Genomic DNA, 24,458 nt, shown 5'->3' with positions numbered 1-24,458 from the left:
ATTTTTGGGTAAAATTAAAAAGCTCAAATCTCAAATCGGTTCGTCCAACCTGCACGCGCAATTATGGAAGAGTATCATGGGGACTGTTTTATTGCTAGCCACAGAAGCTAGCGCAGAAGGTGGTTTCGGTTTAAATTTCGATATTTTTGAAACCAACCTGATTAACCTGATCATTGTTATTGGAGTGCTGTTTTACTTCGGGCGCGGCTTTTTAGGAAATATTCTTACCGAAAGACGCAACGCTATCGAAGAAGCGATTAAAGAAGCAGAAACGCGCCAAAAAGATGCAGCAGCAGCTTTAGCAGAACAACAGCAAAAATTGACTCAGGCTCAAGCAGAAGCGGAACGGATTCGAGCCGCTGCACAAGAAAATGCGATCGCAGCCAAAGAAGTAATTTTAGCTCAAGCGGCGCAGGACGTTGAACGCATGAAAGCAACAGCAGGTCAAGAGCTGGACGCAGAACGAGAAAAAGCCGTCGCTCAACTCAGAGCAAGAGTTGCTGCAATGGCACTAGAAAGAGTGGAAAGCCAGTTAAAAAATAGCTTGGACGAGAGCGCTCAACACCAATTAATCGATCGCAGCATTGCGTTACTCGGAGGCTAAAACGTGAGTACAGTCAGCACAGAAGTCTTGCAGCCTTACGCATCTGCCTTGATGTCACTGGCTCAGTCCAGCAATCTCTCAGAGAAGTTCGGCGAAGACATTCGTTCTTTACTTGACCTGCTAAAAAATTCGGAAGATTTGCGTCAATTTTTAGCCAATCCGCTGGTAAAATCGGATGCTAAAAAAGCCGTAATTAAGCAAATAGCGGGTGAAGAAATGAACCCCTTGATGCACAACTTTCTGAGGCTTTTAGTAGACAAAGGAAGAATTCTTTTTTTAGAAGGAATTGGTCAACAATACTTGGCCAAACTCCGAGAACTAAACCAAACAGTATTGGCAGAAGTTACATCTGCCGTCCCGCTTTCAGATGCTCAATTGCAGACTGTTCGCGAGAAAGTGCAGGCGATGACCAGCGCTAAAAATGTAGAAATTGAAACCAAAATAGACGCAGATTTAATCGGCGGTGTGGTAATCAAAGTAGGCTCTCAAATAATTGATGCCAGCCTGCGGGGACAATTGCGCCGTCTGGGAATTCGCTTGAATTCTTAATTGAAGGAAGAAGGAAGAAGGAAGAAGGAAGCCGGTATTCGGGAAGCATCAAAGAGGAAGCAGGAATAAGTGAATTTCTGTTTTCAAGTTGTTAGTCCCAAATTCTTAGTACCAAATCTCAATTCTTTCTTGAAGAAGGGAGAAGGAAGAAGGAAGCCGGTATTCGGGAAGAATCAAACAGGAAGCAGGAATAAATGAATTTATGTTTTCGAGTTGCTAGTCCCAAATTCTTACTACCAAATCTCAATTCTTTCTTGCCGAAAACATCGATCGAAAACTGACAACTGACACATAATAATTAACATGGCAGCAATCAGACCTGACGAAATTAGCAGCATTATTCGCCAGCAAATTGAACAGTACGACCAAGATGTAAAAGTCTCTAACGTCGGTACTGTTTTGCAAGTAGGCGACGGCATTGCCCGGATTTATGGCTTGGATAAAGCTATGTCCGGCGAATTGCTAGAATTTGCCGACGGCACCGTGGGCATCGCACTGAACCTCGAACAAGATAACGTCGGTGCAGTGTTGATGGGCCAAGGCCTAGGCATTCAAGAAGGTTCGGTAGTTACTGCTACTGGCAGAATTGCTGAAGTCCCCGTTGGTGAAGCAATGTTGGGACGGGTAGTTGATGCTTTGGCGCGTCCGATTGACGGCAAGGGCGAAATTAAAACTACTGAGTCTCGGTTGATTGAATCTCCGGCACCAGGGATTGTTTCTCGCCGTTCTGTTTACGAACCGATGCAAACAGGAATTACCGCTATTGATGCGATGATTCCTGTGGGAAGAGGACAGCGGGAACTGATTATTGGCGACCGTCAAACCGGTAAAACTGCGATCGCAATTGACACAATCATCAACCAAAAATCGGAAGATGTAATTTGCGTCTACGTGGCGATCGGTCAAAAAGCTTCTACAGTAGCTAACATCGTCAACGTCCTGCAAGAAAAGGGCGCGATGGACTACACAATCGTCGTAGCAGCCAACGCTAGCGACCCCGCAACCCTGCAATATTTGGCGCCCTACACTGGTGCTAGCTTAGCCGAGTATTTCATGTACAAAGGCAAGCACACTTTGGTCATTTACGATGACCTTTCCAAGCAAGCACAGGCCTACCGCCAAATGTCCTTGTTGCTGCGCCGTCCTCCCGGTCGCGAAGCTTATCCCGGAGACGTGTTTTACCTGCACTCTCGCTTGCTAGAACGCGCTGCTAAATTGAGCGACGATTTGGGCGAAGGCAGCATGACTGCTTTGCCAATTATCGAAACCCAAGCTGGTGACGTTTCTGCTTACATTCCGACGAACGTAATTTCGATTACCGACGGTCAAATCTTCCTTTCTTCTGACTTGTTTAACTCTGGTTTGCGTCCAGCAGTAAACCCCGGTATTTCGGTATCGCGGGTAGGTTCTGCGGCTCAAACTAAGGCAATGAAAAAAGTAGCCGGTAAGGTGAAATTGGAATTGGCGCAGTTTGAAGAACTGGCAGCATTTTCTCAGTTTGCTTCTGACTTGGATAAAGCTACTCAAAATCAATTGGCGCGGGGTCAACGCTTGCGGGAACTGTTGAAACAGGACCAAAGTTCGCCCCTGCCGATGAACGAACAAGTGGCTATAATCTATGCCGGTATTAACGGCTACATGGATGATATCGCTGTGGAAAAAGTCACGAAGTTTACTGTTGGTTTGCGCGATTATTTACGGACTAGCAAGCCGAAGTACGGCGAAATCGTTCAAGGCGGAAAGGCCTTGACTGATGAAGCTGAGAAGCTGCTGAAAGAAGGCATCGCAGAATACAAGCAAAGTTTCTTAGTGTCTGCGTAATTAGTCATCAGTCATCAGTCATCAGTCATTGGTCATTCGTTAAGTCGCAAATCCCCCCTAGTTTCCCTTAAGAAGGGGAGAACTGGAAGCAGTCAAAGTTCTCTTTGTTTAAGCAGGGAACTGGAAGCAGCCAAAGTTCTCTGAAAAATGGGAAATGGAAACACTCAAAGTCCCCCTTAAAAAGGGGGATTTAGGGGGATCGAGACTTGGCTGCAACCCTGATTTAGACTTTGTTTTAGCGTGATAGCTGACACAAATTGGTAATGCCGTGTCCCTACCGCAGCTAAACTTAAAAACTGATGGCTGGGAACTAATAACTCGGAAATAAAGGCTAAGAAAAAAGGAGAAAGTTATGGCAAATCTCAAAACTATTCGTGATCGCATTAAATCGGTCAAGAACACTAAAAAGATTACAGAAGCAATGCGTTTGGTGGCTGCTGCTAAGGTGCGCCGCGCTCAAGAACAGGTGACTGCTACTCGGCCTTTTGCCGATCGCCTCGCAGAGGTATTGTACGGTTTGGCGGAACGCTTGCAGTTTGAAAGCCAGGATTTACCGCTGCTGAAAAAACGCGAAGTCAGAACAGTTGGACTTTTGGTAGTTTCGGGCGATCGGGGTTTGTGCGGTGGCTACAACAGCAACATTATCAGATACGCCGAAAATCGCGCTAAGGAAATCAAAGCTGAAGGCTTAGACTACAAATACGTGTTGGTAGGACGCAAAGCTACTCAGTATTTCCAGCGCCGCGAACAGCCGATCGATGCTACTTACACTAACTTAGAACAAATTCCGACAGCACCGGAAGCAGCGCTAATTGCTGATCAATTGCTGTCTCTGTTCCTGTCGGGAACTGTGGACAGAGTTGAACTAATTTACACCAAGTTTGTGTCGCTAATTAGTTCGCGTCCGGTAATCCAAACCTTGTTACCCCTCGATCCCCAAGGTTTGGAAAGTTCCGATGATGAAATCTTCCGCTTGACAACGAAAGGCGGACAGTTTCAAGTATCGCGGGAGAAGGTTGCTGCACCTACAAAGAGTTTGCCGGCCGACATGATTTTCGAGCAAGATCCGGCACAAATTCTGGAGGCACTTTTGCCTTTGTATTTGAACAACCAATTGCTGCGGGCTTTGCAAGAATCTGCAGCTAGCGAGTTGGCGGCGCGGATGACGGCGATGAATAATGCTAGTGAGAATGCTAGCGATTTGATCCGTAGTTTGACGCTGACTTATAACAAGGCGCGGCAGGCGGCAATTACCCAGGAAATCCTGGAAGTTTCCGGCGGTGCTGAGGCGTTGAACGGCTAAGTTAGGGTTGACAATTTGTTGATTTTATTCTATGCGTCTGGGGGAACTCAGGCGCTTTTTTTTGGAGTGATACTTTCTATAACTAGGCGGTTGAAACCGCTTCTTGTCAAACGAAGTCCACTCCTAGCGGACTAAGAAGGAGATTGAAGGCGGATTTGGTATTAGAGTATTTTTGCGCGTTCTTCTAACCACCGCTGAAATGACTTCTGACTTTCTCCAGATGGTTTACCGAGAATAATATTTTTGATGCTAATGTCTTCGTCAATATCAGGCCAGTGGATTCCATCATTTCCACCAATAAATCGCCAATTATTGCGATCGTTTGGTGTGCTGTGCCATAGCCGAGGATACCAAGCTAAAGGTACAGAAATAGTACGACCATGATAGATCTACTGTTAGCGCGTCGTCTGTAACCACTACGTTTTGTGCTTGGGGGATTTGTAGCAATTCAACCATTACTGATGTCAAAAGCTTACTTCTCTATATTAGCTTGGGCGATCGCTCACTCCTGCACAATTTCCACCAAGTCTTCAATCATTACATCAAAGGTGCGAGGCAATTTGTGTATAGAAATAAAGTCAATGGTTGACACTCCCGGACAGCGGGCGTAGTGTCTGACGGTGCTGTAAATTACTACCGATCGCCCTGAAACCTCTTTCAACGTCCAACCCTACTCTCGAACCCTCAATCTAATTAAACCCATTGACAAAAAACTAGATTTAGTCTGGGACAAAATTTTATCGTAAAAAGCGATCGCTCACTCCTGCACAATTTCCACCAAGTCTTCAATCATTACATCAAAGGTGCGGGCCAATTTGTGTATAGAAATAAAGTCAATCGTTGACACTCCCGGACAGCGGGCGTAGTGTCTGACGGTGCTGTAAATTACTCCCGATCGCTCTGAAACCTCTTTTAGCGTCCAACCTTTCTCAGCGGCGAATTCTCTAACTTTTAGTCTGACTAAACCCATACTTAACAAGTGATGGTGTACCATCATAAGATATTTTTATCCCAAAAGGCGATCGCCTAATCTTCGACAATCTCATACAAATCTTCGACCATCACGTCAAAAGTCCTCGCCAACTTGTCCAAGGCTGTCACGTCAATTGTTGCTAATCCGGGCGATCGGGCATAGGTTCTGAGCGTACTGTAGACTACGCCCGATCGCTCAGAAACCTCTTTGATCGTCCAGCCTTTCTCAGCAGCAAACTCTCGAACCCGTAATCTAATTAAGCCCATAAGCTCTTCAGGTGTGACTAATATCAGTCATGAAATTATACTATAAAAGGCGATCGACTACTCTTTGACGACCTCAACCAAATCTTCCACCATCACATCAAAAGTACGTGCCAACTTGAGCAGACAAGTAAAATCAACCATTGCCATTCCTGGAGAACGTGAATAGGTGCTGAGGGTGCTGTAGTTGACTCCCGATCGGTCAGAAACCTCTTTGATCGTCCAGCCTTTCTCACCAGCAAATTCTCTAACCCGCAATCTAATTAAACCCATTGACAGACCACTAGATTTAGTATATTATAATTTTATCGAAAAAAGCGATCGCCCCCAGGTCTGGAAAACTAAAAGACGATCGCCTATCAAAGTTCAAATCCCATCAACTGGGATTTATTAACCATCTGAAATTCCCATCAAGTGGGATGTACCAACCATCTGAAATTCCCGCTAATTGGGATGTACCAACTATCTGAAATTTTCATCAATTGGGATGTATCAACTATGTTAGCAAGCTTTCGACCAAAATCAACCCCCAGACACAGATTGAGCCGGTTCGTTACCAAAGAGGCGATCGCCCGCCTGCTCAAAATCAAGATAGAACAAATATATCGCTTCGAGTGCTGGGCGCATATCCTGTACGTGCACGCCAAAGGCATGAGTCGGTTTGTCAGTTATGCGGACTTTCCGCCTGTTTTGGGAGTGGAATCGCCCTCGGGTTTAGATTTTGGTTATTGGAAGCGCCGTTGGGCGAGTCAGAAAGAGAGACACGCGCCGGATTTTTGGGTGGATTTTTATGCGGCGAGATTTCAGAAAGCTGTTTGTGTTTCTGAATTGTTGGAGTGGGGGCGATTGGTGGGAGTGATTAAAGTGATGTTGGGGGCGATCGGGCTGGAGTCACTGCGAAAGGTTTACGCACAAGAGAAATCTCTGCTGGAACATTTTTAAATTATGACTAAAACACGGGTGATTAGAAAACGGTTTTTTTTGCAAAAATACGGCACCCCAGCTTTTAACTAAGTGAAAAACCCGGTTTCTTTGCTGTGCGTAACTCTCATAAATCCGATCTCTGCCACAAATATTCAAAAATTGGTTCAAGCTCGACTGTAACAGTTATAATTTCTCCATGCGTTTCCATCTCTATCCCTTGTTAAGCCCATGAGTAACCTTTCAAACATCCCAGGCGATCGCGGGAATTACAGGCTAAGTCCGCTCAGTCTGCGGTTATGCGTTTGGTGGGGTTGCCGCCGTCGGAGTCGAAGTAGGCTTTGATTGAGTTGGCTGATTAGGTTTTTAGTCAACTTTATTAGGTGCGATCGGGCAGTTTTAGGGAAGATAATCAAGTTGTGGTTTACATCTTACCTAAAAAGTTTTATATCAATTAATTGGAGGTATTTACGATGAGTGTTATTAGATTTGTAATTTTGGAAGACTGTAAAAAAAGCTTGGAAACCACAATAGATGATTTTTTATTAAAGGATAAAGAATACTATTGGGATAAAATTTATCTGTTTTCTGCTTTTGTTAATGATTATGGGGTGAAACAAATAGAAAAAATTCTTGTACACCCTTCTTTAAATGAAAATACGGAAGTTTTGATTGCGATCGGACAAAAAGATAATTTTAATGACCCTAGTGATATTCAAAAGTTATTGAAATTTATCGACGAAGAATCAACAAAGATTAAAACAACTAAGCCTGTTCGTTTTATATGTCCCACAAATAACTTTCATATCAAAACCTATTGTTTTTTAGGCCGTCGTGTTAAAGACGATAAAGAAATAGGTTTTTCTATCATAGGGTCATCTAATCTAACTGGGTTAGGTCTTAAATGTGAGGGAGAATTATGTATTAGTATCCACCACTTAAATTTAACAAAAGAATTAATTTATCGTTTGACAAAAAAATATAGTAACTCGCCTCAGTGGAAGCAAGAAATTGAGAACTATCTTTCCGTTCAACAAAAGTCTACCCCTGTAAATCAAGATCAAGCACCGATAACCAGCACACCACAAAAAGGTAAATTCCTTAAACTAGGTGTCACTGATGATAGTGCTCTTATTGACAAGGGAACTAATCTCGTTAAGGGTACGGAGGATATAGATTGGTTCTACTTTGCACACACAACTATAGAGCAAACGAAAGAGGATTTTCCCGAAGGTTCTTTATGCCTATTATTAACAGAAAACAAGATATTCCAAATTGCTAAAATCAGGTCTTACAGTTCCGATCAAGAAAAGACAGAAGGATGTTTTGTAATATATACAAAAAAAGTAACTCATGAGCTTTCTGGTGATATTCGTGAAATCCTTGAGAAAGAAGAGTATGAAAAGATAAAAATAGCTGAGAAAGAGTATGAGGAATATATTAAAGAAAGGAATGAATACCCTGACTTAGAGTATGCAACTCTAAAGGATTTTGAAAACGAAGTTAAGGAATATCAGGAATATCAGAAAATGCTCGACGATCCGAAATATCAAAAATGGATAGAAAAAGGTAAGAAGAAGACGCAATTAGAAATTCTTGACAGAATATTACAAATTGGCGATCCCATTTTAATGAAGCAAGAGCTAGAATTACTCCGTCAATCCCTTTAATGTGCCATCATTGTGTTCTCAATACCAACTTAATTTTACAATGGTTATGGGATAAAATCTTCGTCTTTACCCGCCATAATAGTAATAGCAGGATTCTTGCAAAAGGGCCATTAATTGTCAGGAAATCCAAGAGAATTTATTGTTTCAGAGTTTATACTTATCTTAACTATTTGCTAAAATTTTAAGTAACTTCTTTGCTGGTAAGCTTGTAAGATGGCATATTTAAGGAACTAGACATAGTGTTAGTATTAGGGTAATAGTAGAACCTGATGGGAGAGGAATCATTGTATTGACTAAGTGAGAAACCCGGTTCTTTTTCTCAAGTGACTTGGCTCATAATGTGCGATAATTCACCAAAATTTTAAATAACCAAAAATGGTGAATAACGGGACTAACCAAACCCCTGAGCAAAATTTAGTTAATTGTGGCAGTATTGATGAATCAGAAAGAGCTTTTGGTGAAACCGAAAGAGCAATTGCTGAATTTCTAGAAAGAGAGGGAAAAAATGTTAAAGCCTTGGTAGAAAAAACCGATGGAGGTAGAAATCCCGATGCTGAGGTAGATGGAAAACGCACTGAATTCAAAAGTCTAGATGCCGGTGCTACAAGCGCGACAGTAAAAAATCAGATCAACAACTCGATTAGACGAGGCGGACAGGCTAGGGATATAATTATAGATGCTAGGGCGTCTGGGTTGATAGAGGCTGAGGCTGAACGAGGTTTGCAGAGGGCGAAAAATATTACACGCGGAAAAATTGATAGCGTCCGAATTATTGGCGATATCTATGACATCACTTTTACTGAGTTTCAATAAAGGAGGTTTTTATGTCTCGCACACTAGATATTTTTGTAGACTTTCCACAGGAAATCGAACATTTTATCAAAGAATTAGAGTTTATATTGGCTCTTAAATTAGAGCTGGTTTCTGATGGGATTGACAACTGGTATGAGTTTCGCAACTCAACAATCACTCTTACAGTAGGAAAGCATGATTTTGAAAATGATAAAGACCTCAACTTTGAAGAATACCCTTACAACCTATCAATCAGAGCGCTGAACATCTCGAATGAACTTGATAGAAAAAAGTGGCGATATGAGTTTGCTAGTTATGTTCTCCACAAGTTGAAAACTACCGAAAGGTATCGTTTAATGCTGGTGGATGACTTACAAGTGAAGTTAGAGGAGTTTGCGCCATTGGTGAAGGTTTGATCGAACATCATACAGGCAAGTTCTGAAACCGATTTGTAAAAACGAGGAAATGACTATGGTCACTGCTACTGCTGTACAAGATAATTTTACTTTAGAAGAATTCATCACCGAGCCGCCAGACAACATGGAATTGGTAGACGGCCAACTTGTGGAGAAAAATGGCATGACACTAAAGACGGGTAAAATTCAGTTGAGACTGGGGAATTATTGGGGAGATTACAAAGATTCCAGCGGACAAGGGGGAGAAGCTTATGTCGAAGTTCCTTGCCGCACTAACCAACAAATTCGCCGTCCCGATGTCGCCTATCTCACACCCGAATTAGTCGCACAATTTGGCAATCTTGCAACTTTACCCCAAAGTTTTCCTTTAATTGCCGAAATAGTTTCACCCACCGATATCGCTGAAGATGTCTTTCTCAAAGCACAGGAATATTTAGAATCTAGCTGTGAAGAAGTCTGGCTAGTTTTTCCCGAAAGTCGTTTAATATTCGTGATGACTCAAAATCAAATATTGACATTTAGATCCGGCGATACCGCCAGCAGCCAACAAATCCTGATCGGTTTTAGCATCGATGTCGATCGACTGTTAGCTTAAACATCAAACTAAATTGCTACAATATCTTTAAGACTCCCCCAGTCTCGCGTTGTGCGGACTTCGTTTGTAGAGCCCCGAATTCTATTCGGTGGTGTTTAATCCTTCGTTTGTAGAGCCTCCGAATTCTATTCGGTGGTGTTTAATCCAGATTTAATATCCCACCCTTATCGGAGCACAAACCGCCATGTCAGACGACTTTTCCCTAGACGACCTTTTAAACAAAAGTTACGACGCTTTCAAAGACGCAGAAAACCAAGTGGGACAGTGCAATGTTTTAGTCATCGGCAAAACCGGAGTCGGCAAAAGTACCTTGATAAATTCTGTGTTTCGCCAGCGCTTAGCAGAAACCGGAGTCGGCCGCCCCGTCACTCACGGTATTCGCCAATACACAAAACCGAATTGCCCGATCGCAGTTTACGACACTCCCGGACTCGAACTCAACGCCGAACAAATTAAACTTATTCAATTAAACGTTGCTAAACTAATTGAAGACCAAAGACTCCTGCACCCCAAAGAACACATTCACGTCATCTGGTACTGCATCAATCACAGCGCCAATAGAATAGAATCAGTCGAGGAAAACTGGCTAAAAGAAATGGAAGTCAAAGATGTACCAGTGATTTTAGTGCTCACTCAAACTACATCGAAAAAGCCCAGCGAGTTTTTCAAGCAACTGGAACACATGAATTTGCCAGTCAGTCAAATCATTCCAGTCATGGCAGAACCGGAAGAAATAGATGAGGATTATACAGTAAAATCTCACGGTTTAGACAAGTTAGTAGATGCAACTTTTCAACTGCTGCCGGAAGTCGCTAAAAAAGCTTTTGTGAAAGAACAAATTGCCAATGTTTCGCTCAAATCTGACATGGCATTTAAGTATGTAACTGGTTATGTTGCCGGTTCTGCAATTGTCGGTGCGACTCCTGTACCGTTTGCTGATGCGCCGATTTTGATGGCGATGCAAACGGCAATGATTGCTAATATTACGGTGATTTTTGGAATGCCCTTTGATAAGGGGTTTGTTTCGGCGATGCTGTCTGCGATTAGCGGTGCTGGCGGGGTTACTGCTGTGGGTAGAAGTATTGTGACTAATTTGATCAAAATGATTCCCGGTGCTGGTACTGTTGTCGGCGGTGCTATTTCCGGTGCAACGGCGGCAACTCTCACCCTTGCCCTCGGTTTGGCTTACATTGAAGTGCTTAAAACTTATATGAAAGCTCAAATTAATGGTGAAGAAGTTTCTTTGCAGCAGTTGACAAAGATGTTTGTGGAATTGTACAAGGATTATGCTAGTTCGGGACGCAAAACTTTGAGGGATGACAAGCAGAATCAACCGAAGCCTCCCAATCAAATTAATATTGAGTAAATGAGAATTGGGAATTGGGAATTGGGAATTGGGAATTGGGAATTGGGCATTGGGCATTGGGAATTGGGAATTGGGGAATTGGGCATTGGGCATTGGGAATTGGGGAATTGGGCATTGGGAATTGGGTATTGGGGAATTGGGAATTGGGCATTGGGCATTGGGCATTGGGGAATTGGGAATTGGGAATTGGGAATTGGGAATTGGTTAGTTTCAATTACTTATTACCCATTTTTTATTACCAATTAACAATTAACAATTAACAATTAACAATTAACAATTAACAATTAACAATTCCTAAAGATGTCTATAATACAATTGGTAAATTCTGCAATAAGGAGTAAATGGTTGTGGTAATGACACCCGTTTTATCAGAAAATGTTTCTCTAGAAGACTTTATAGCTAATCCCCCGGACGATATGGAATGGGTGGACGGGGAAATTGCAGAGAAAAATGGTAGGACAGTAAAACACAGTAGAATCCAATCTAGACTGGATTTTTATTGGAGAAGTTACAAGGTATCTAGCGGACAAGGTGGCGAAGTCTATACGGAAGTTCCTTGTCGCACTGACAGGCGAGTGCGTCGCCCAGATGTTGCTTATTTGACGGCTGAACTTGTTGCTGAATATGGCGATGTTCCTACTTTTCCTCAAAGTCCGCTGTTAATTGCGGAAATTGTTTCTCCTACTGATGTGGCGGAAGATGTTTTTCTGAAAGCACAAGAGTATTTAGATTCTGGTTGTTTGGAAGTTTGGATTGTTTTTCCTGAGAGTCGCTGGATAATGATTGTGATTCAATCTCAAAAGTTAGCTTTTAACTTGGGTTCTACAATCAGCACTCAGTTAGTTCTACCGGGTTTTAGTGTTGCTGTTGATGAGTTGTTGGGTTGATGGCAAATATGGGTTAATTAGTTATATTTAACTGCTTTCTGGCAGAGTTCGCCGGTGCTGTTTGCGATTGTTTGTGAAAAAATGCTTGACAAAATGCCGTAGCTTGCGGGGCGAGACGCGATCGCCCATTCAGACAATTAATGAAAATTATTAGCAATAAACAATGTAGTTGTAAACTTGCACAGAATCACCAACAGCGGTAAAATACTGATTGATTTGTTTGTAAATCTACCCTAGATTCCAATTGGGAATTAAAACCAATAATCGAAATATGTCTCAAACTTACACCGTTGAATTACTTCACCAAGGCAGCACCTATACCGTAGAAGTACCGGAAGATCAACCAATTTTGCAAACTGCGCTCGCCGCGGGGATTGATTTGCCGAACTCTTGTAATTCGGGGGTTTGTACTACTTGCGCTGCTAAAGTTATTGAGGGTCAACTTAAGCAAGTTGATTGCATGGGCGTTAGTCCCGAACTTCAGACCGAAGGTTATGTGTTACTGTGCGTTTCTTTTCCCCGATCGAACTTGAAGATAGAAACAGAAAAAGAAGATATTGTGTACGCTCGGCAGTTTGGCCAATCCTAGAAATAAACTAAAATTGACATAAATATCGATCGCGGTAAACCTATTATGGATCGCCCTATGACCACCCATTTCATTTCCGCAGAAGTTGACCTCCACGATACCGCCGAAGAACTGCACTCGGCGATTGAAATTGAACTGCAAAAGCACGGCGAACCGCTGCGCTGGGCTGTCACAGATGTGGATGTCGATCGGCAAAAAGCTGTGATAGAAGGCTACGTGCTCGTGGAATCATCCCCCGTAGCAGCGTGAACTCCCCCCCTTTAACAGTGGTTTTGATAGTCCCCACAGGCGTTGGAGCCTCGATTGGTGGCTTTGCAGGAGATGCGCTGCCGGTGGCTAGGGCGATCGCCCAAGTTTCAGATACGCTGATTACTCACCCCAACGTCCTCAACGGCGCTCAACTGTATTGGCCGATACCTAACGCTCTCTACGTGGAAGGTTACGCCCTTGACAAGTTTGCAGCAGGATGCTGGGGGTTGCAACCAGTACATCAAAATCGCATCGGCTTAATCCTAGATTCCGCGATCGAACCAGACTTGCAGTTGCGCCACTTACAAGCGGCTGATGCAGCGAGAGCTACATTGGGCTTGAATATAACTGATTGTGTTTTAACCGATCGCCCCCTGGAAGTAGAATTGCGTATTTCAGAATCAGGGGCATCCTGGGGGACAATCGGCAATCCCGACAGTTTATTGCGCGCCGCCGAAAAATTGATCCGACAAGCAAAAGTCGAGGCGATCGCCGTTGTGGCGAGATTTCCCGACGATGAAGGTAGCGTCGCCCTCGAAAACTACCGCCGCGGCAAAGGAGTTGACCCCCTCGCCGGCGCGGAAGCTGTCATCAGCCACCTGATCGTCAGAACTTTTAAAATTCCCTGCGCCCACGCCCCGGCGCTGTCTGCGCTTCCCCTCGATCCCCAGCTTTCCCCGCGATCGGCTGCTGAAGAAATCGGGTATACTTTTTTACCTTGCGTGCTTGCCGGTCTGGGCAAAGCTCCCCAATTTGTCGGGCCAGAAAGCGCTCTAGGGAGTCAATTATCGATTACTGCCGATCGAGTCGATGCGGTGGTCATACCAGCCACAGCGTGCGGCGGCAGTGCTATCCTGAGTTTGAGCGGGCGATCGTCGGTACAAATTATCGCTGTGGGCGACAACAAAACCCAGATGCAAGTTCCCCCAGAAAAACTCGGAATCAAAGCTTTGCAGGTAAACTCATATTTAGAGGCGATCGGAGTCTTGGTCGCTTTACGAGCCGGCATCACTCCAACTTCCTTGGGTGCAGACATTTCCCCCCTGCATTGTTTGTCTGACTCAGCTCAACAAATCTCAAATCTGTAATCCATAATCTAAAATTGATTAAGTGGCAGAAAAAATTCCCGAAAATCCTGAAATTGAACCCTTAACGCGCACCCAAGTTTTAGTAGCAATGGGTGTAACAGCCATTATGTTGCTGGCGGTAGCTAAAGTGTGGTTGCTATTTGGATCGGTATCGCTTTTGCCAGTCAAATTGAACGTAATGGATTTGCTCGCAGGATGTGCGATCGGACTGGCAATTACAGGCGGTAGCGCGATCGTTTATCGCCTTTGGCCCGGTTATCGCCGGAGTGCTGACGTTTACTTAGAAGTAGTGCTCAAACCCCTATTTTGGCCGGATTTAATTTGGCTGGGACTGCTACCGGGACTGAGCGAAGAATTGTTATTTCGAGGCGTGATGCTTTCTGCCTTGGGAATGAATTTTACTGGTTTAATTTTATCAAGTTTTTGCTTCGGCATTCTGCACTTAGGAGGCACGGATCAATGGCCTTATGCTGTTTGGGCGACGGCGGTGGGATTGCTGTTAGGTTACAGTGTTTTAGTGACTGGGAATTTGTTAGTGCCAATTACGGCTCATATCTGTACAAATTTGATTTCTAGCTGTGTTTGGAAGTGGGAAAATAATCAAGTGAAGCAGTAGGGCGATGGCACTTCCAAAGCGGCGATTGAAATCGCGCCTGCGCGGAATATATCAATAAATGCCGACGCGCAAGGGGTTTTTAGATTGAACGAACCGCGAAGACGCGAAGGGCGCGAAGGAAGAGGAAGAGTTCACAGAGGTAGAGGTAAAAAGGTTTTAGCCGCCGAGTTTTATCTGTTTTAAGGCAGTTTGTAGCTGCTCGATCGCACGATCAATTCACCTTGACTGGGGTTGCGGCTGAAAATAAAAGCTCCTGCTTGAGTTTCGCCGCTTGACAAAAAGTCAATTTGTTGGTCGCCGGATTCCAACACTTCACCGTTGACTCGTAGTTCCGCAATAATTTGCACTGATTCAGCCGTTTCGCCGCCCGTGTTAGTCACTGTAAACGGCACGTAAAATTGCCCTTGGGTTTCGCGAATTGGTGCATTGCGAGTGACAGAAATCACCGGAGGTTTCTGTTCTTTAGTCGCCCAGTTGTAGAGTACGAGTCCGGTGAGGCCAGAAAGGATGAAACAGGCGATCGCAAATGTCACCCATTCAGCAGGATTTCTTTTTTGTTGCTGTTCGTTATCTTTTTCACTCATACCGTTAACCTCCCCGCCGCGCCGCCAATTGTCGCCGGCAATCCCAATACTAACGTATAGCTCAACCAAATCGACCACGGATCGTCAAAGTTGAGTTTTTGGAAGAAAAACAGCATAAATGCAGAAGCAGCCAGCGATACTAAATACGCCATTACAGTTTCGCTGAGGGGACGCTGAAAAATCCCTTGTTGTTGTTGGCGCTTTTCTTGATAAGTAAAGCCTGCTACAAATACAATACCGTAGGAAATTAGCAGCGAAGCGGCGATAATTGCTAATTGCCAAGGTGGCGAAATAGCTGCCGCTAACATGGGAACTTCGTCGGTTGGGGCGATGTTGAAAGCAATAATTGTAGCGCCGATTAAAGTAGCGCCGATATCTGCTACAGTTGGATTAATTGTAGGTTCGCTGTCGCCGTCGGAGCTTTGATAGCGATCGCCGCTCAAGAAACCCCTTGCTAGTGCCACTCCCAAAGCAAACGGCAAGCCTTCAAAGATGATTTTCCCCAAAGTTTCTTGCAGCGGAGTCTCCAGCCTAATTTCTTTGAGCAAAAACAGGATCGCAGCGGCGCAGACAATCCCAATTGCGATCGCTTCTACGGTATCCATTGCAGCATCTCGCCAGCAGATGTCCTTAGTTTTGCGAAAACCTTCAGTACGAACCAGCAAGAAAACGGCGATAAAAGTAGTTGCAATGGCGATCGACATTTCTGCTGGTTTACTGTGCGAACCGATCCACCAAACCTCCATCGTATAAAGCAGGGGAATTCCGAACAAAAAGCCGCCAGATGCGCCTCTAATGATGTCGTTGAGTTCATTTGACCACTGATTTTTACGTCTTTTTGACTTGTTCATGTTGGGGTGAAGAAGCTTGCAAGCTTGTATGTTCATCAAAGAAAAGACCAGATTTGTTTGACTCTATCTCGCACTTGCGCCAAATCATCTGGGGTTAATATTCCCAGTCTCCTTTCCACTAAACTTTTTTGTAATGTGTTCAGTTTATGTAAGCGAACCACTGAAGGTCGCTTTAATCCTGCTTGTTGCCATTCCTGAATTTCGACATCAAAGGTTGTACGAGGGATTTGACTGGTTATTTTAGCAACGATCGTGTCTTCATCTCCCGTGTCCAACAGTATCAAACCAGGACGGCGTTTAGTTTCGGTTGTACCTGCAAAGATGAATGCGACTATAACTAATTCTCCAAACTGATAATTAGTCATAGCTCACTCCTCATCGTAAATTGCGTCTGCTTCGCTGAAATCGGCAAAAAATTGTTGGGCGGCAAGACGATGCCAATCTTTTTTTTCCTCTACTTCATCGGCTTCGGAGTTTGTTGGTTCTTGCACCAAAACAATAACTCTGACTTCTTGGTTAGCTGTCAAGTATTTTAAGATAGTATCGGGAAATTCTATTTTCCCTTCATCTGTGACTTTTGCGGGAAACTCGTATGCTTTCATAATTTTTAGGTCAATTTTTTTACAACATTATTCAGTTTGTGATTTACTTTCTAATTCCTTGAGTTATAAAAAAACTCCCACGATTATAAATCTCTTTGCCAAATCTTGATAGTTTTGTCATCACTGCCACTAACAAGAGTCTGCCCATCCGGGCTAAAAGCCACAGAGTAAACTCCCCATGTGTGTCCTAAAAGAGTGCAAATCTTCTCTCTAGCCTCTAGATTCCAAAGTTCGATCGTTCCGGGTTCGCTATCATAATCTGCGTTCTCACAATCGCTTCCACCAGTTGCGATAATTTTACCATCACGGCTAACAGCTAAGCAGAAGCTTCCCATTGAATTTTCCGCAAGAGTATAAATTTCTGTTCCTGTATCAAGATTCCACAACTTGATAGTTCCGGCACAGTCTAAGGTAGCAAAAGTTGCTCCATCAGGGCGGACAGCCAGGGCAAAAACAGAGTCCATACCCTCCTGCCAATTCTTTGTCCAGATTTCATCTCCTGTGATTAAATTAAAAGCTACTGCACTTAGAGAAACACAATCATCTGCATTACTACTGAGTAGAATCTGTCCGTCAAAACTGAATAAAATATCAAAACCATAATATACTTCGACTGGCCACTTTAAAGTCCGAATTTCTTCTCCATTTCTAAGGTTCCAAAGTTTGATAGTTGTGTCTTCACTGGCACTTGCCAGAGTCTTCCCGTCGGGGCTGATAACTACAGAAGTAATTATGTCTGAATGTCCGGTGATGGTGTAAATTTCCTCTTTAGTGCTGAGATTCCAAAGCTTGATAGTTTTGTCCTTGCTGCCGCTAGCAAGAGTTTCTCCATCAGGGGCGAGGGCAATGGATGTAACCCCTTGTGAATGTCCTGATAAAGTGTGAAGTTCTTGCCCTGTGTTGAGGTTCCACAGCTTAATTGTGCTATCAGAACTTCCGCTAACTACAGTCTGTCCGTCTGGAGTGATGACAACAGAAGTTACCGAACATGAATGTCCGTGAAGGGTGTGTACGCATTGCCAGTTAGTTTGAATCATTTGATATTACTCCTAGCATTCATCCAGCAACCACATTTTTACTGATTGTTTTCAATGCCATTAAAGTGCAAGCTGAATCTCTGCTGATTCTCCTAAAGCTTCGTTGACAACAATCAGTTTTCCTTGACTATCTGCCCCTAATTGTTGATTGGCATTGAGTAATTCAATCCCATAAATAGTACCGTCTGGGGCAATATCTACATTCATTTGCTCGCTAACCTGGATAGTTTCTACCTGTGTGGTTTTTTCTTGCAGGTATATATAAGCTACGTTGTATCTCGGATCGTAAGTCAGTTTCACGGGAACCTCCTGCTCCAAAGAATTTGACAATTACAGTGATAATTATCCAGTCTTCGCCTTCTGACGCTGCGATCCTGCACTTTCTTCATAGCATAAACTTTTCCCTGCCACTCAGCATTGAAGGAAAAGTTGCGCCTAAATCCGCTTCTGCCAAATTGAGCCGGAAAAGTTGTACCACTTTCTACAGTAGCAATTATTTCTGCCTCAGTTGCACCTCGCTCAATCAATCGTGCTTGAGCATGGGGATATAATCTAACGCTCACGTTGCTATTACCTCCTTTTTGCCTCTTTATTTTTGCACTAACTTAATTCACCACAGTCGTGCGATCGCATAAGCATCAAAAATAGCATCAACGCTCAAAACCGGTATCTGTTCCGACATTGATTGAGCAATTATCAGCCTGTCAAATGGATCGCGGTGATGCAAAGGCAGTGAAGCCACAACCTCAATGTGGTTGAGATTAATCTCCAGTAGCCCGATATTGCTAACACTGAGTTGCTGTCTGACAAACTCCATAAAAGGCAGACTAAAGTTTAGCCTGCCTATGCTGTGCTTAATTGCCATTTCCCAGATGCTAGCTATACTGACTAGCTTCTCGTTATTTTCATCTTCAATTAGCAGTTTGACATTGGCGCTAAGTCTAGGGTTGTCCGTGACATACCAAATAAAAGTATGAGTGTCCAACAACAACCTCATTCCATGTACTCCTTAAATTCTTCTAGCGGTTCGTCAAAATCATCAGACATCCAAACCATGCCTTTAGCACTCCCAGCTTTGGATGGCCACCGCTTCTTATTAGCTGGCGGTATCCCTACCAATTTTACAACAGGCTGGTTATCTTTACTAATGGCAACTTCTTCACCTCTCATCGCCGCTTCAATTAATTCAAGCAGTTTTTCTTTTGCCTCAATAATGTCTACTTGATACATAATTTTTGCCTCCTTAATCTCAATTGACAACATCACCATTCTAACTCAATTTGATAAATCCTCTTCCTCCAAATCCACAGGCGGCAACTCCATATCATCTGACTGCAACTGAGCCGGAGTAGCCGGAATTGCGGCAATAATTGCATCGATTACTCTCGCCACCGGAATAATTTCCATCCCCAACTCTGGCACCGGTTGATTCTTCGGAACGATCGCCCTTTTGAACCCCAACTTAGCCGCCTCCCTCAGTCGCAATTCTAACTGAGAAACCGGCCGCACCTGTCCTCCCAAACCCACTTCTCCCAGCAAAACTGTGCGCGCATCAATTACCCGATCGCGAAAACTGGCCACAACCGCGATCGCAACTGCCAAATCCGACGCCGGTTCCTCCACCTTCAACCCGCCCACCGAAGCTACAATAGTATCCAATTTAGACAAAGGAATCCCCACTCTTTTCTCCAAAACAGCTAAAATTTGCTGCAATCTACTATTATCAACACCCGTAGTAGAGCGGCGCGGCGAACCAAAACTCGCAGGACTAACTAACGCTTGAATTTCTACTAAAATCGGTCGAGTTCCTTCACAAGCAACCGTCGTAGAAGTACCGGGAGAAAATTCATCTTTATTACCTAAAAATAACTCCGACGGATTGTCTACTTCTCGCAAACCCTCTGCTACCATTTCAAAAACACCGATTTCGTGAGTCGCGCCAAAACGGTTTTTCATCGATCGCAAAAGCCGGTGAGAAGCAAAGCGATCGCCCTCAAAATAAAGTACAGTATCTACCAAATGTTCCAACACCCTCGGCCCCGCCAAACCTCCATCCTTAGTAACGTGACCGACAATAAATAAAGTAATATTTTCCCTCTTCGCCACCTGCATCAAAGCCGACGTACATTCCCGCACCTGAGCCACCGAACCCGGAGCCGATGTTAAACTAGCAAAATAAATAGTTTGGATGCTGTCAATCACCGCCACATTCGGTTTGAGCGATTCCAACTCCCGCAAAACTACTTCTAAATCCGTCTCAGGAAGCAAGTAGAAATTCTCCGCTGACTTGTCCTCGGAATCCGCTTTAACTTCCCCGTTGCTGCCAGATTTATGTCCGCCGTTGCTTGACAAATCAACCGGATTAGCTACACCCAAACGCTGCGATCGCAATTTCACCTGTTGGCCAGACTCCTCCGCACTGACATACAGTATCCGATCCTTGCGCGCCAACATATTCGCCACCTGTAAAAGCAGCGTCGATTTCCCGATACCCGGTTCCCCGCCAATCAACACCAGGGAACCCGGAACAATCCCGCCTCCCAAAACTCGATCGAGCTCCCCGTAACCAGAAGGCCAGCGAGACTGAGTTTGGTCAGCAATCTGCGATAATCTAAAAGATGCTCTCGGTTGACCCTTCGACTTATCAGGAGGCGAACCGCCCACCGTCTTAGTTGTCACCCCAGTTAAACCAGCCCGCGAGCCACCAGCAGTAGGTTGTTCCAACTGCTCGTCAAAAGAATCCCACTTGTGACAGCTAGGACACCTGCCAAAATATTGTGGTGAATCATACCCGCATTCCCGACAAATATATTGTATTCGAGGCTTAGCCATTGTTTATGATGATAAATAGTCACCCTAACATTTAGAAAAATCTGAGTTAAAGCAATTATAAAGCTTTCAGATCGATCGCCACCAATGATTCAATCTGTAGCTTCTATGATAGGGTACAAAAAATTAACATTATCTGAAATGTAACTTAAGGAGTGCTCGGTAAATTGGAAAACCATAAAGAAAAAATTCTGGTAGTCGATGACGAAGCCAGTATCCGGCGCATTCTGGAGACTCGCCTTTCGATGATTGGCTACGATGTCGTCACCGCTGCTGACGGCGAAGAAGCTCTCGAAACATTTCGCAACAGCGAACCAGACTTAGTGGTTTTGGACGTGATGATGCCGAAGCTAGACGGTTACGGCGTCTGTCAGGAGTTGCGTAAAGAATCAGACGTACCCATCATCATGCTAACCGCTTTGGGAGACGTAGCCGATCGCATCACCGGTTTAGAATTAGGCGCAGACGATTACGTCGTCAAACCTTTCTCTCCCAAAGAACTAGAAGCCCGCATCCGTTCGGTACTGCGGAGAGTTGACAAAAACGGCTCCTCGGGAATTCCCAGCTCTGGAGTCATTCAAGTCACGAATATTAGGATTGATACCAACAAGCGCCAAGTTTACAAAGGCGACGAGCGAATTCGGCTCACAGGCATGGAATTCAGCCTGTTAGAGCTGCTAGTGAGCCGTTCTGGAGAGCCTTTTTCGCGATCGGAAATTTTGCAGGAAGTTTGGGGATACACCCCAGAACGCCACGTAGATACCCGCGTAGTGGACGTTCACATCTCCCGGCTCCGAGCAAAGTTGGAAGACGACCCCAGCAATCCCGAATTAATTTTAACGGCGCGGGGAACGGGTTATTTGTTCCAGCGAATTGTTGAACCAGGGGAAGTTGGGTAAAGTTAGTTGGCAGTTGGCAGTTGGCAGTTGGCAGTTGGCAGTTGGCAGGTGTTAGTTGGCAGGTGTTAGTTGGCAGGTGTTAGTTGGCAGTTGTTAGTTGGCAGTTGCTAGTTGTTAGTTGGCAGTTGTTAGTTGGCAGTTGTTAGTTGGCAGTTGCTAGTTGTTAGTTGGCAGTTGGCAGTTGGCAGTTGTTAGTTGGCAGTTGTTAGTTGGCAGTTGGCAGGAAAGAAGTAGTTATTAGTCAACAGTCAACAGTCAACAGTCAACAGTCAACAGTCAACAGTCAACAGTCAACAGTCAACAGTCAACAGTCAACAGTTAACAATAACCAATAACTAATAACTAATGACCAATAACCAATAACCAATAACCAATAACCAATAACCAATAACCAATAACCAATAACTAATAACCAATAACTAATAACCAATAACCAATAACTAATGACTAAATCCGATCCAAATAAAGTTTTGCGGCAATTGCCCTTAGTTGCAGGAGGATTGTCAGGTACGCTGCTGATGGTAAACCGCTTGCTAACAGAGCAGATTACAGACTCTCAAGCTCGATCGGACGCTTTGGGAGTAATTATCAGCGCCCTGCTGATTTTAACAGGCTTGCTGTGGCAGCAGGTGCAAGCGCGATCGCCCGATTCGGTACAGCTAATCGGCTCTGAAGGCTTCGAGTTTGCGCCGGATTTACCCGATGCCCTCAAGCTAGAATTAGCCTGGGCGTCGCGTTTGCTGTTGACAAATACCGCCACAAGGGCGATCGTCATTGTGTATCGAGGAAAAGTTTTATTGCGGCGCGGCATTTTAGGCATCAATCCCGAAGTCAAGCCAGGGCCAATATTGCAGCGAGCGATCGACAAAAACAAACCAATTTATTTAGTAAAGCTCGATATTTATCCCGGCAAAATTGAATTTGACTACTTACCAGAAAATACCCAAGGAGTCATCTGTCAGCCGATCGGCAGCCAAGGCGTGTTAATCTTAGGTGCTAATGCGCCCCGCAGCTACACCAAACAAGACGAAAACTGGATAGAAGGCATTGCCGAAAAACTCGAAAACACGATCGCTCAGCATCTAAATTAGTAGTTGATACCAATATATGGCCAACCGTAGAATCTACTATAATCCAGTATAAAAATAAAAAATGATTACAAAAACTGGCTGTCGAAATTGGAGAATCTTGCTTGGTATTGGTGCTCTGGTACTGGCAGTGTTGATTAGCATATCTAGGTTTTTAGGAGGGGAACCAGCTAATTTGCAAGGCGATTTGGAAAATGATAGGCCAATCGACAAGATCACTGTTTTTTACTGGGCAGTGCTTTTTTACAATCATGGAGATATGCCACTGACTGGCATAATTTTGCTGGTGGTGTTGATTCTCATGGTTGTTCCATTGTATGAAGCAACGAACAAGACAAATTCCTCTACTACCTGGGCTGCAATTGGGTTGTCTGTGCTAGCTTTGGCGATCGCGGTTTTCAGTCTTTTTTCACAATTTGTCGGCTATCAGCACCTTACCAGTGGACAGTTTGACGGCTACAGATACAACTTAGGCTTGAGAACGGCAATGGACGGCGATAATTTTTATATCATTGGCAAATGCGATCGCTTAGGTATTCGCTGTGATTGCTACGCGGTTAGCTCTGTAGAATCTTTAGACTATGTAGACTATGACGAAACTTTTTTGCAACTCCCAGCCTTGTACAGGATGCTAAAACAAAAATTATTTATATCAAGACTACAGGTCGGACTATTCCTATTTCAAAGATACAGTAGGTTTGGTTTCGCTATCGCTCAACCCAACATCTTGTGTTAAATGAAGAGTTGAGTTTCTTACCCTCAACCCAACCTACATATTTTCGATTTAGGTTAAATGAAGAGTTGGGTTTCTAGCGACAATATTTAAGTAAATAAACTCAGCCTAGAGCCTTGTAGCAAGGATTTTTTAAATTGGTATAATTTTATCTAAAATCAGAGGTCAAGAATGCTTTTTAGCAGTTACAAAACTATTAGCACAGTTGCTAAAGCATTCCCCATCAAATATCAGCGCGATCGCTTTATTGTCGAAACAGAATTAGCAGTCAGTGCTATTTTTTGCAATGAATTAGGGCTTGATTTTTAACGAAGGAGTCTTTGAAAACTCTGAAATTGCCATTTGTGAAAATATCATTTATCCCCTTTTAAAAGAAGTCTGGAAAAGTTATCGAACAAAGTTTCTGATTTGGAGTCACCAAACCTTAATATAAGTAATTGGACAGAATTAATTACACACTAATTTTTTGCTGATTCTTTACTAGACAAGGCTTCTAGCCCAGAGTTTTGTGTAATTAATAGTGTCTTACTACTTATGACGATAACTTGTCAGGAATTCGCGATTATATCTTAGCCAAACGTTCTCCTCTGGACACAGTAGTTTTTGACAAACCCTATTTCATATTAGTAGAAGCCAAGAAAGAAAGCACCTTTGATGAAGGTTGGGGGCAGTGTTTAGCAGAAATGGTGGCAATGCAGCGACTTAACAATGAGCCGGAACAGACTATTTTTGGGATTGTCTATAATCGTGCAATGTGGCAATTCGGCAATTTAAAACTAGATACTTTCACTCAAAATAAAAAATTCTAGACAATTCAGGAATCAGAGCGACTATTTGCAGCCGTTAACTATGTTTATAATTGCTCAACTAGGGGAAAAAAGGGAGCCATGAATAGAGAGGGCTTGTTGAATAGCTTGATAAGCAGTTAAGCCCTGCCTTTTACCAGTATTCACAACTGAACGAACCGCCGCAAATAAATCTCGCCCCCATTCAGAACGAAAGCAAGTGGTCACGCGACGAAATATCACGCTCATCCGAATCGCTTGTTCGCTAGAAGGCGTTGCTGAATTAGGGTATGGTAAATTTATAGTGCGAGCGCCAAAAAATAACACTTCACAAAATGTAGAGCTTAT

At 43.8% G+C, this 24,458-nt stretch carries 36 protein-coding genes and 1 pseudogene; 21 read left to right on the top strand and 16 right to left on the bottom strand.

The genetic code is table 11. From position 1 onward, the window contains the following. Positions 1–76: 76 nt before the first annotated feature. From QUA01_RS05885 to QUA01_RS05870, 4 genes are all read left to right on the top strand, one after another. On the top strand, positions 77–604 hold the full coding sequence (locus QUA01_RS05885; protein WP_333088403.1) for a F0F1 ATP synthase subunit B: 528 nt from the start codon (positions 77–79) through the stop codon (positions 602–604). A 3-nt stretch (positions 605–607) separates the two neighbouring features. Beyond that, positions 608–1,153, top strand: a complete 546-nt coding sequence (atpH, locus tag QUA01_RS05880) for an ATP synthase F1 subunit delta (protein ID WP_333087950.1) — start codon at positions 608–610, stop codon at positions 1,151–1,153. Between the two features lie 303 nt (positions 1,154–1,456). Beyond that, the gene (gene atpA, locus QUA01_RS05875; protein WP_194066533.1) at positions 1,457–2,974 is read left to right on the top strand and encodes a F0F1 ATP synthase subunit alpha; all 1,518 of its coding nucleotides are present in this window, start codon (positions 1,457–1,459) and stop codon (positions 2,972–2,974) included. Positions 2,975–3,326: 352 nt separating this feature from the next. Next, the gene (locus QUA01_RS05870) at positions 3,327–4,277 is read left to right on the top strand and encodes a F0F1 ATP synthase subunit gamma (RefSeq protein ID WP_194066534.1); all 951 of its coding nucleotides are present in this window, start codon (positions 3,327–3,329) and stop codon (positions 4,275–4,277) included. A 161-nt stretch (positions 4,278–4,438) separates the two neighbouring features. On the opposite strand, the gene QUA01_RS05865 is transcribed toward QUA01_RS05870, so the two are convergent. The 5 genes from QUA01_RS05865 to QUA01_RS05845 all read right to left on the bottom strand — a co-directional run bounded on the left by QUA01_RS05865 (position 4,439) and on the right by QUA01_RS05845 (position 5,786). Then, positions 4,439–4,648, bottom strand: a complete 210-nt coding sequence (locus QUA01_RS05865) for a DUF2442 domain-containing protein (RefSeq protein WP_333088400.1) — start codon at positions 4,646–4,648, stop codon at positions 4,439–4,441. A gap of 131 nt (positions 4,649–4,779) precedes the next feature. Further along, positions 4,780–4,938: an XRE family transcriptional regulator gene (locus QUA01_RS05860; protein ID WP_333087948.1), complete on the bottom strand. Its 159-nt coding sequence runs from the start codon at positions 4,936–4,938 to the stop codon at positions 4,780–4,782. Positions 4,939–5,034: 96 nt separating this feature from the next. Continuing rightward, positions 5,035–5,247 carry a helix-turn-helix domain-containing protein gene (locus QUA01_RS05855; RefSeq protein ID WP_106149042.1) on the bottom strand — a complete coding sequence of 71 codons (213 nt, stop codon included), beginning with the start codon at positions 5,245–5,247 and terminating at the stop codon, positions 5,035–5,037. A 56-nt stretch (positions 5,248–5,303) separates the two neighbouring features. Then, positions 5,304–5,516, bottom strand: a complete 213-nt coding sequence (locus QUA01_RS05850; RefSeq protein ID WP_106333817.1) for a helix-turn-helix domain-containing protein — start codon at positions 5,514–5,516, stop codon at positions 5,304–5,306. Between the two features lie 57 nt (positions 5,517–5,573). Beyond that, on the bottom strand, positions 5,574–5,786 hold the full coding sequence (locus tag QUA01_RS05845; RefSeq protein ID WP_106149040.1) for a helix-turn-helix domain-containing protein: 213 nt from the start codon (positions 5,784–5,786) through the stop codon (positions 5,574–5,576). A 225-nt stretch (positions 5,787–6,011) separates the two neighbouring features. Here QUA01_RS05845 and QUA01_RS05840 point away from each other — a divergent pair, with 225 nt between their 5' ends. From QUA01_RS05840 to QUA01_RS05785, 12 genes are all read left to right on the top strand, one after another. Further along, entirely contained in the window at positions 6,012–6,455 is a 444-nt protein-coding gene (locus tag QUA01_RS05840) for a hypothetical protein (protein WP_333087946.1), read from the top strand. A gap of 452 nt (positions 6,456–6,907) precedes the next feature. Continuing rightward, positions 6,908–8,104: a phospholipase D family protein gene (locus tag QUA01_RS05835; protein ID WP_333087945.1), complete on the top strand. Its 1,197-nt coding sequence runs from the start codon at positions 6,908–6,910 to the stop codon at positions 8,102–8,104. Between the two features lie 375 nt (positions 8,105–8,479). Beyond that, complete coding sequence (locus QUA01_RS05830; protein ID WP_333087943.1) at positions 8,480–8,917, top strand: hypothetical protein; 438 nt, start codon at positions 8,480–8,482, stop codon at positions 8,915–8,917. An 11-nt stretch (positions 8,918–8,928) separates the two neighbouring features. Further along, a complete protein-coding gene (locus QUA01_RS05825) occupies positions 8,929–9,312 on the top strand; it encodes a hypothetical protein (protein ID WP_333087940.1) in 384 nt (127 codons plus the stop codon). Positions 9,313–9,367: 55 nt separating this feature from the next. Further along, positions 9,368–9,907: a Uma2 family endonuclease gene (locus QUA01_RS05820; protein ID WP_333088397.1), complete on the top strand. Its 540-nt coding sequence runs from the start codon at positions 9,368–9,370 to the stop codon at positions 9,905–9,907. A 184-nt stretch (positions 9,908–10,091) separates the two neighbouring features. Further along, on the top strand, positions 10,092–11,273 hold the full coding sequence (locus QUA01_RS05815; protein WP_333087939.1) for a YcjF family protein: 1,182 nt from the start codon (positions 10,092–10,094) through the stop codon (positions 11,271–11,273). Continuing rightward, positions 11,274–11,519, top strand: coding sequence for a hypothetical protein (locus tag QUA01_RS05810; RefSeq protein ID WP_333087938.1), 246 nt, complete (start codon positions 11,274–11,276; stop codon positions 11,517–11,519). 107 nt (positions 11,520–11,626) lie between these two features. Beyond that, positions 11,627–12,160, top strand: a complete 534-nt coding sequence (locus tag QUA01_RS05805; protein ID WP_442921523.1) for a Uma2 family endonuclease — start codon at positions 11,627–11,629, stop codon at positions 12,158–12,160. A gap of 271 nt (positions 12,161–12,431) precedes the next feature. Then, entirely contained in the window at positions 12,432–12,749 is a 318-nt protein-coding gene (locus QUA01_RS05800) for a 2Fe-2S iron-sulfur cluster-binding protein (protein ID WP_333087933.1), read from the top strand. 57 nt (positions 12,750–12,806) lie between these two features. Continuing rightward, entirely contained in the window at positions 12,807–12,998 is a 192-nt protein-coding gene (locus tag QUA01_RS05795; protein ID WP_194009299.1) for a hypothetical protein, read from the top strand. Then, a complete protein-coding gene (locus tag QUA01_RS05790) occupies positions 12,995–14,086 on the top strand; it encodes a DUF3326 domain-containing protein (RefSeq protein ID WP_333087931.1) in 1,092 nt (363 codons plus the stop codon). Before QUA01_RS05795 ends, QUA01_RS05790 begins: the two co-directional genes overlap by 4 nt. A gap of 22 nt (positions 14,087–14,108) precedes the next feature. Continuing rightward, a complete protein-coding gene (locus QUA01_RS05785; RefSeq protein ID WP_194009270.1) occupies positions 14,109–14,702 on the top strand; it encodes a CPBP family intramembrane glutamic endopeptidase in 594 nt (197 codons plus the stop codon). Between the two features lie 179 nt (positions 14,703–14,881). Here the strand turns inward: QUA01_RS05785 and QUA01_RS05780 are convergent, their stop codons facing one another. The 10 genes from QUA01_RS05780 to radA form a co-directional block, all read right to left on the bottom strand. Then, a complete protein-coding gene (locus QUA01_RS05780; RefSeq protein ID WP_333087927.1) occupies positions 14,882–15,286 on the bottom strand; it encodes a TIGR02588 family protein in 405 nt (134 codons plus the stop codon). After that, a complete protein-coding gene (locus tag QUA01_RS05775; protein WP_333087925.1) occupies positions 15,283–16,137 on the bottom strand; it encodes a TIGR02587 family membrane protein in 855 nt (284 codons plus the stop codon). Before QUA01_RS05775 ends, QUA01_RS05780 begins: the two co-directional genes overlap by 4 nt. Positions 16,138–16,172: 35 nt before the next feature. Beyond that, on the bottom strand, positions 16,173–16,502 hold the full coding sequence (locus tag QUA01_RS05770; RefSeq protein WP_333087922.1) for a type II toxin-antitoxin system PemK/MazF family toxin: 330 nt from the start codon (positions 16,500–16,502) through the stop codon (positions 16,173–16,175). Between the two features lie 3 nt (positions 16,503–16,505). Further along, a complete protein-coding gene (locus QUA01_RS05765; protein ID WP_193972070.1) occupies positions 16,506–16,739 on the bottom strand; it encodes a hypothetical protein in 234 nt (77 codons plus the stop codon). Positions 16,740–16,822: 83 nt separating this feature from the next. Further along, positions 16,823–17,776: a WD40 repeat domain-containing protein gene (locus tag QUA01_RS05760; RefSeq protein WP_333087919.1), complete on the bottom strand. Its 954-nt coding sequence runs from the start codon at positions 17,774–17,776 to the stop codon at positions 16,823–16,825. Positions 17,777–17,836: 60 nt separating this feature from the next. Further along, positions 17,837–18,076 carry a DUF2283 domain-containing protein gene (locus tag QUA01_RS05755; RefSeq protein WP_333087916.1) on the bottom strand — a complete coding sequence of 80 codons (240 nt, stop codon included), beginning with the start codon at positions 18,074–18,076 and terminating at the stop codon, positions 17,837–17,839. Beyond that, the gene (locus QUA01_RS05750; RefSeq protein WP_333087914.1) at positions 18,073–18,339 is read right to left on the bottom strand and encodes a hypothetical protein; all 267 of its coding nucleotides are present in this window, start codon (positions 18,337–18,339) and stop codon (positions 18,073–18,075) included. The genes QUA01_RS05755 and QUA01_RS05750 overlap by 4 nt, the downstream gene beginning before the upstream one ends. Positions 18,340–18,386: 47 nt before the next feature. After that, positions 18,387–18,773 carry a type II toxin-antitoxin system VapC family toxin gene (locus QUA01_RS05745; protein WP_333087913.1) on the bottom strand — a complete coding sequence of 129 codons (387 nt, stop codon included), beginning with the start codon at positions 18,771–18,773 and terminating at the stop codon, positions 18,387–18,389. After that, positions 18,770–19,045, bottom strand: a complete 276-nt coding sequence (locus QUA01_RS05740) for a type II toxin-antitoxin system Phd/YefM family antitoxin (protein ID WP_333087912.1) — start codon at positions 19,043–19,045, stop codon at positions 18,770–18,772. The genes QUA01_RS05745 and QUA01_RS05740 overlap by 4 nt, the downstream gene beginning before the upstream one ends. A 6-nt stretch (positions 19,046–19,051) precedes the next feature. After that, positions 19,052–20,608, bottom strand: a complete 1,557-nt coding sequence (gene radA / locus QUA01_RS05735) for a DNA repair protein RadA (RefSeq protein ID WP_333087911.1) — start codon at positions 20,606–20,608, stop codon at positions 19,052–19,054. Between the two features lie 164 nt (positions 20,609–20,772). Here radA and rpaB point away from each other — a divergent pair, with 164 nt between their 5' ends. From rpaB to QUA01_RS05710, 5 genes are all read left to right on the top strand, one after another. After that, positions 20,773–21,504, top strand: a complete 732-nt coding sequence (gene rpaB / locus QUA01_RS05730) for a response regulator transcription factor RpaB (RefSeq protein WP_333088395.1) — start codon at positions 20,773–20,775, stop codon at positions 21,502–21,504. A gap of 443 nt (positions 21,505–21,947) precedes the next feature. Beyond that, positions 21,948–22,595, top strand: coding sequence for a cofactor assembly of complex C subunit B (locus QUA01_RS05725; protein WP_333087910.1), 648 nt, complete (start codon positions 21,948–21,950; stop codon positions 22,593–22,595). A gap of 256 nt (positions 22,596–22,851) precedes the next feature. Further along, complete coding sequence (locus tag QUA01_RS05720) at positions 22,852–23,328, top strand: hypothetical protein (protein ID WP_333087908.1); 477 nt, start codon at positions 22,852–22,854, stop codon at positions 23,326–23,328. Between the two features lie 168 nt (positions 23,329–23,496). Next, the gene (locus tag QUA01_RS05715) at positions 23,497–23,634 is read left to right on the top strand and encodes a hypothetical protein (RefSeq protein ID WP_333087906.1); all 138 of its coding nucleotides are present in this window, start codon (positions 23,497–23,499) and stop codon (positions 23,632–23,634) included. A 236-nt stretch (positions 23,635–23,870) separates the two neighbouring features. Then, a complete protein-coding gene (locus QUA01_RS05710) occupies positions 23,871–24,134 on the top strand; it encodes a hypothetical protein (RefSeq protein ID WP_333087904.1) in 264 nt (87 codons plus the stop codon). Positions 24,135–24,188: 54 nt separating this feature from the next. Here the strand turns inward: QUA01_RS05710 and QUA01_RS05705 are convergent. After that, positions 24,189–24,458: pseudogene (locus QUA01_RS05705) on the bottom strand (hypothetical protein); the annotation flags it as partial.

Origin of the sequence: Microcoleus sp. S36a_B3, from assembly GCF_036700745.1 — a bacterium.
Taxonomy (GTDB): Bacteria; Cyanobacteriota; Cyanobacteriia; order Cyanobacteriales; family Microcoleaceae; genus Microcoleus.
Note: the sequence above shows the minus strand (reverse complement) of the source record. Positions and strands in the feature narration are given on the sequence as shown.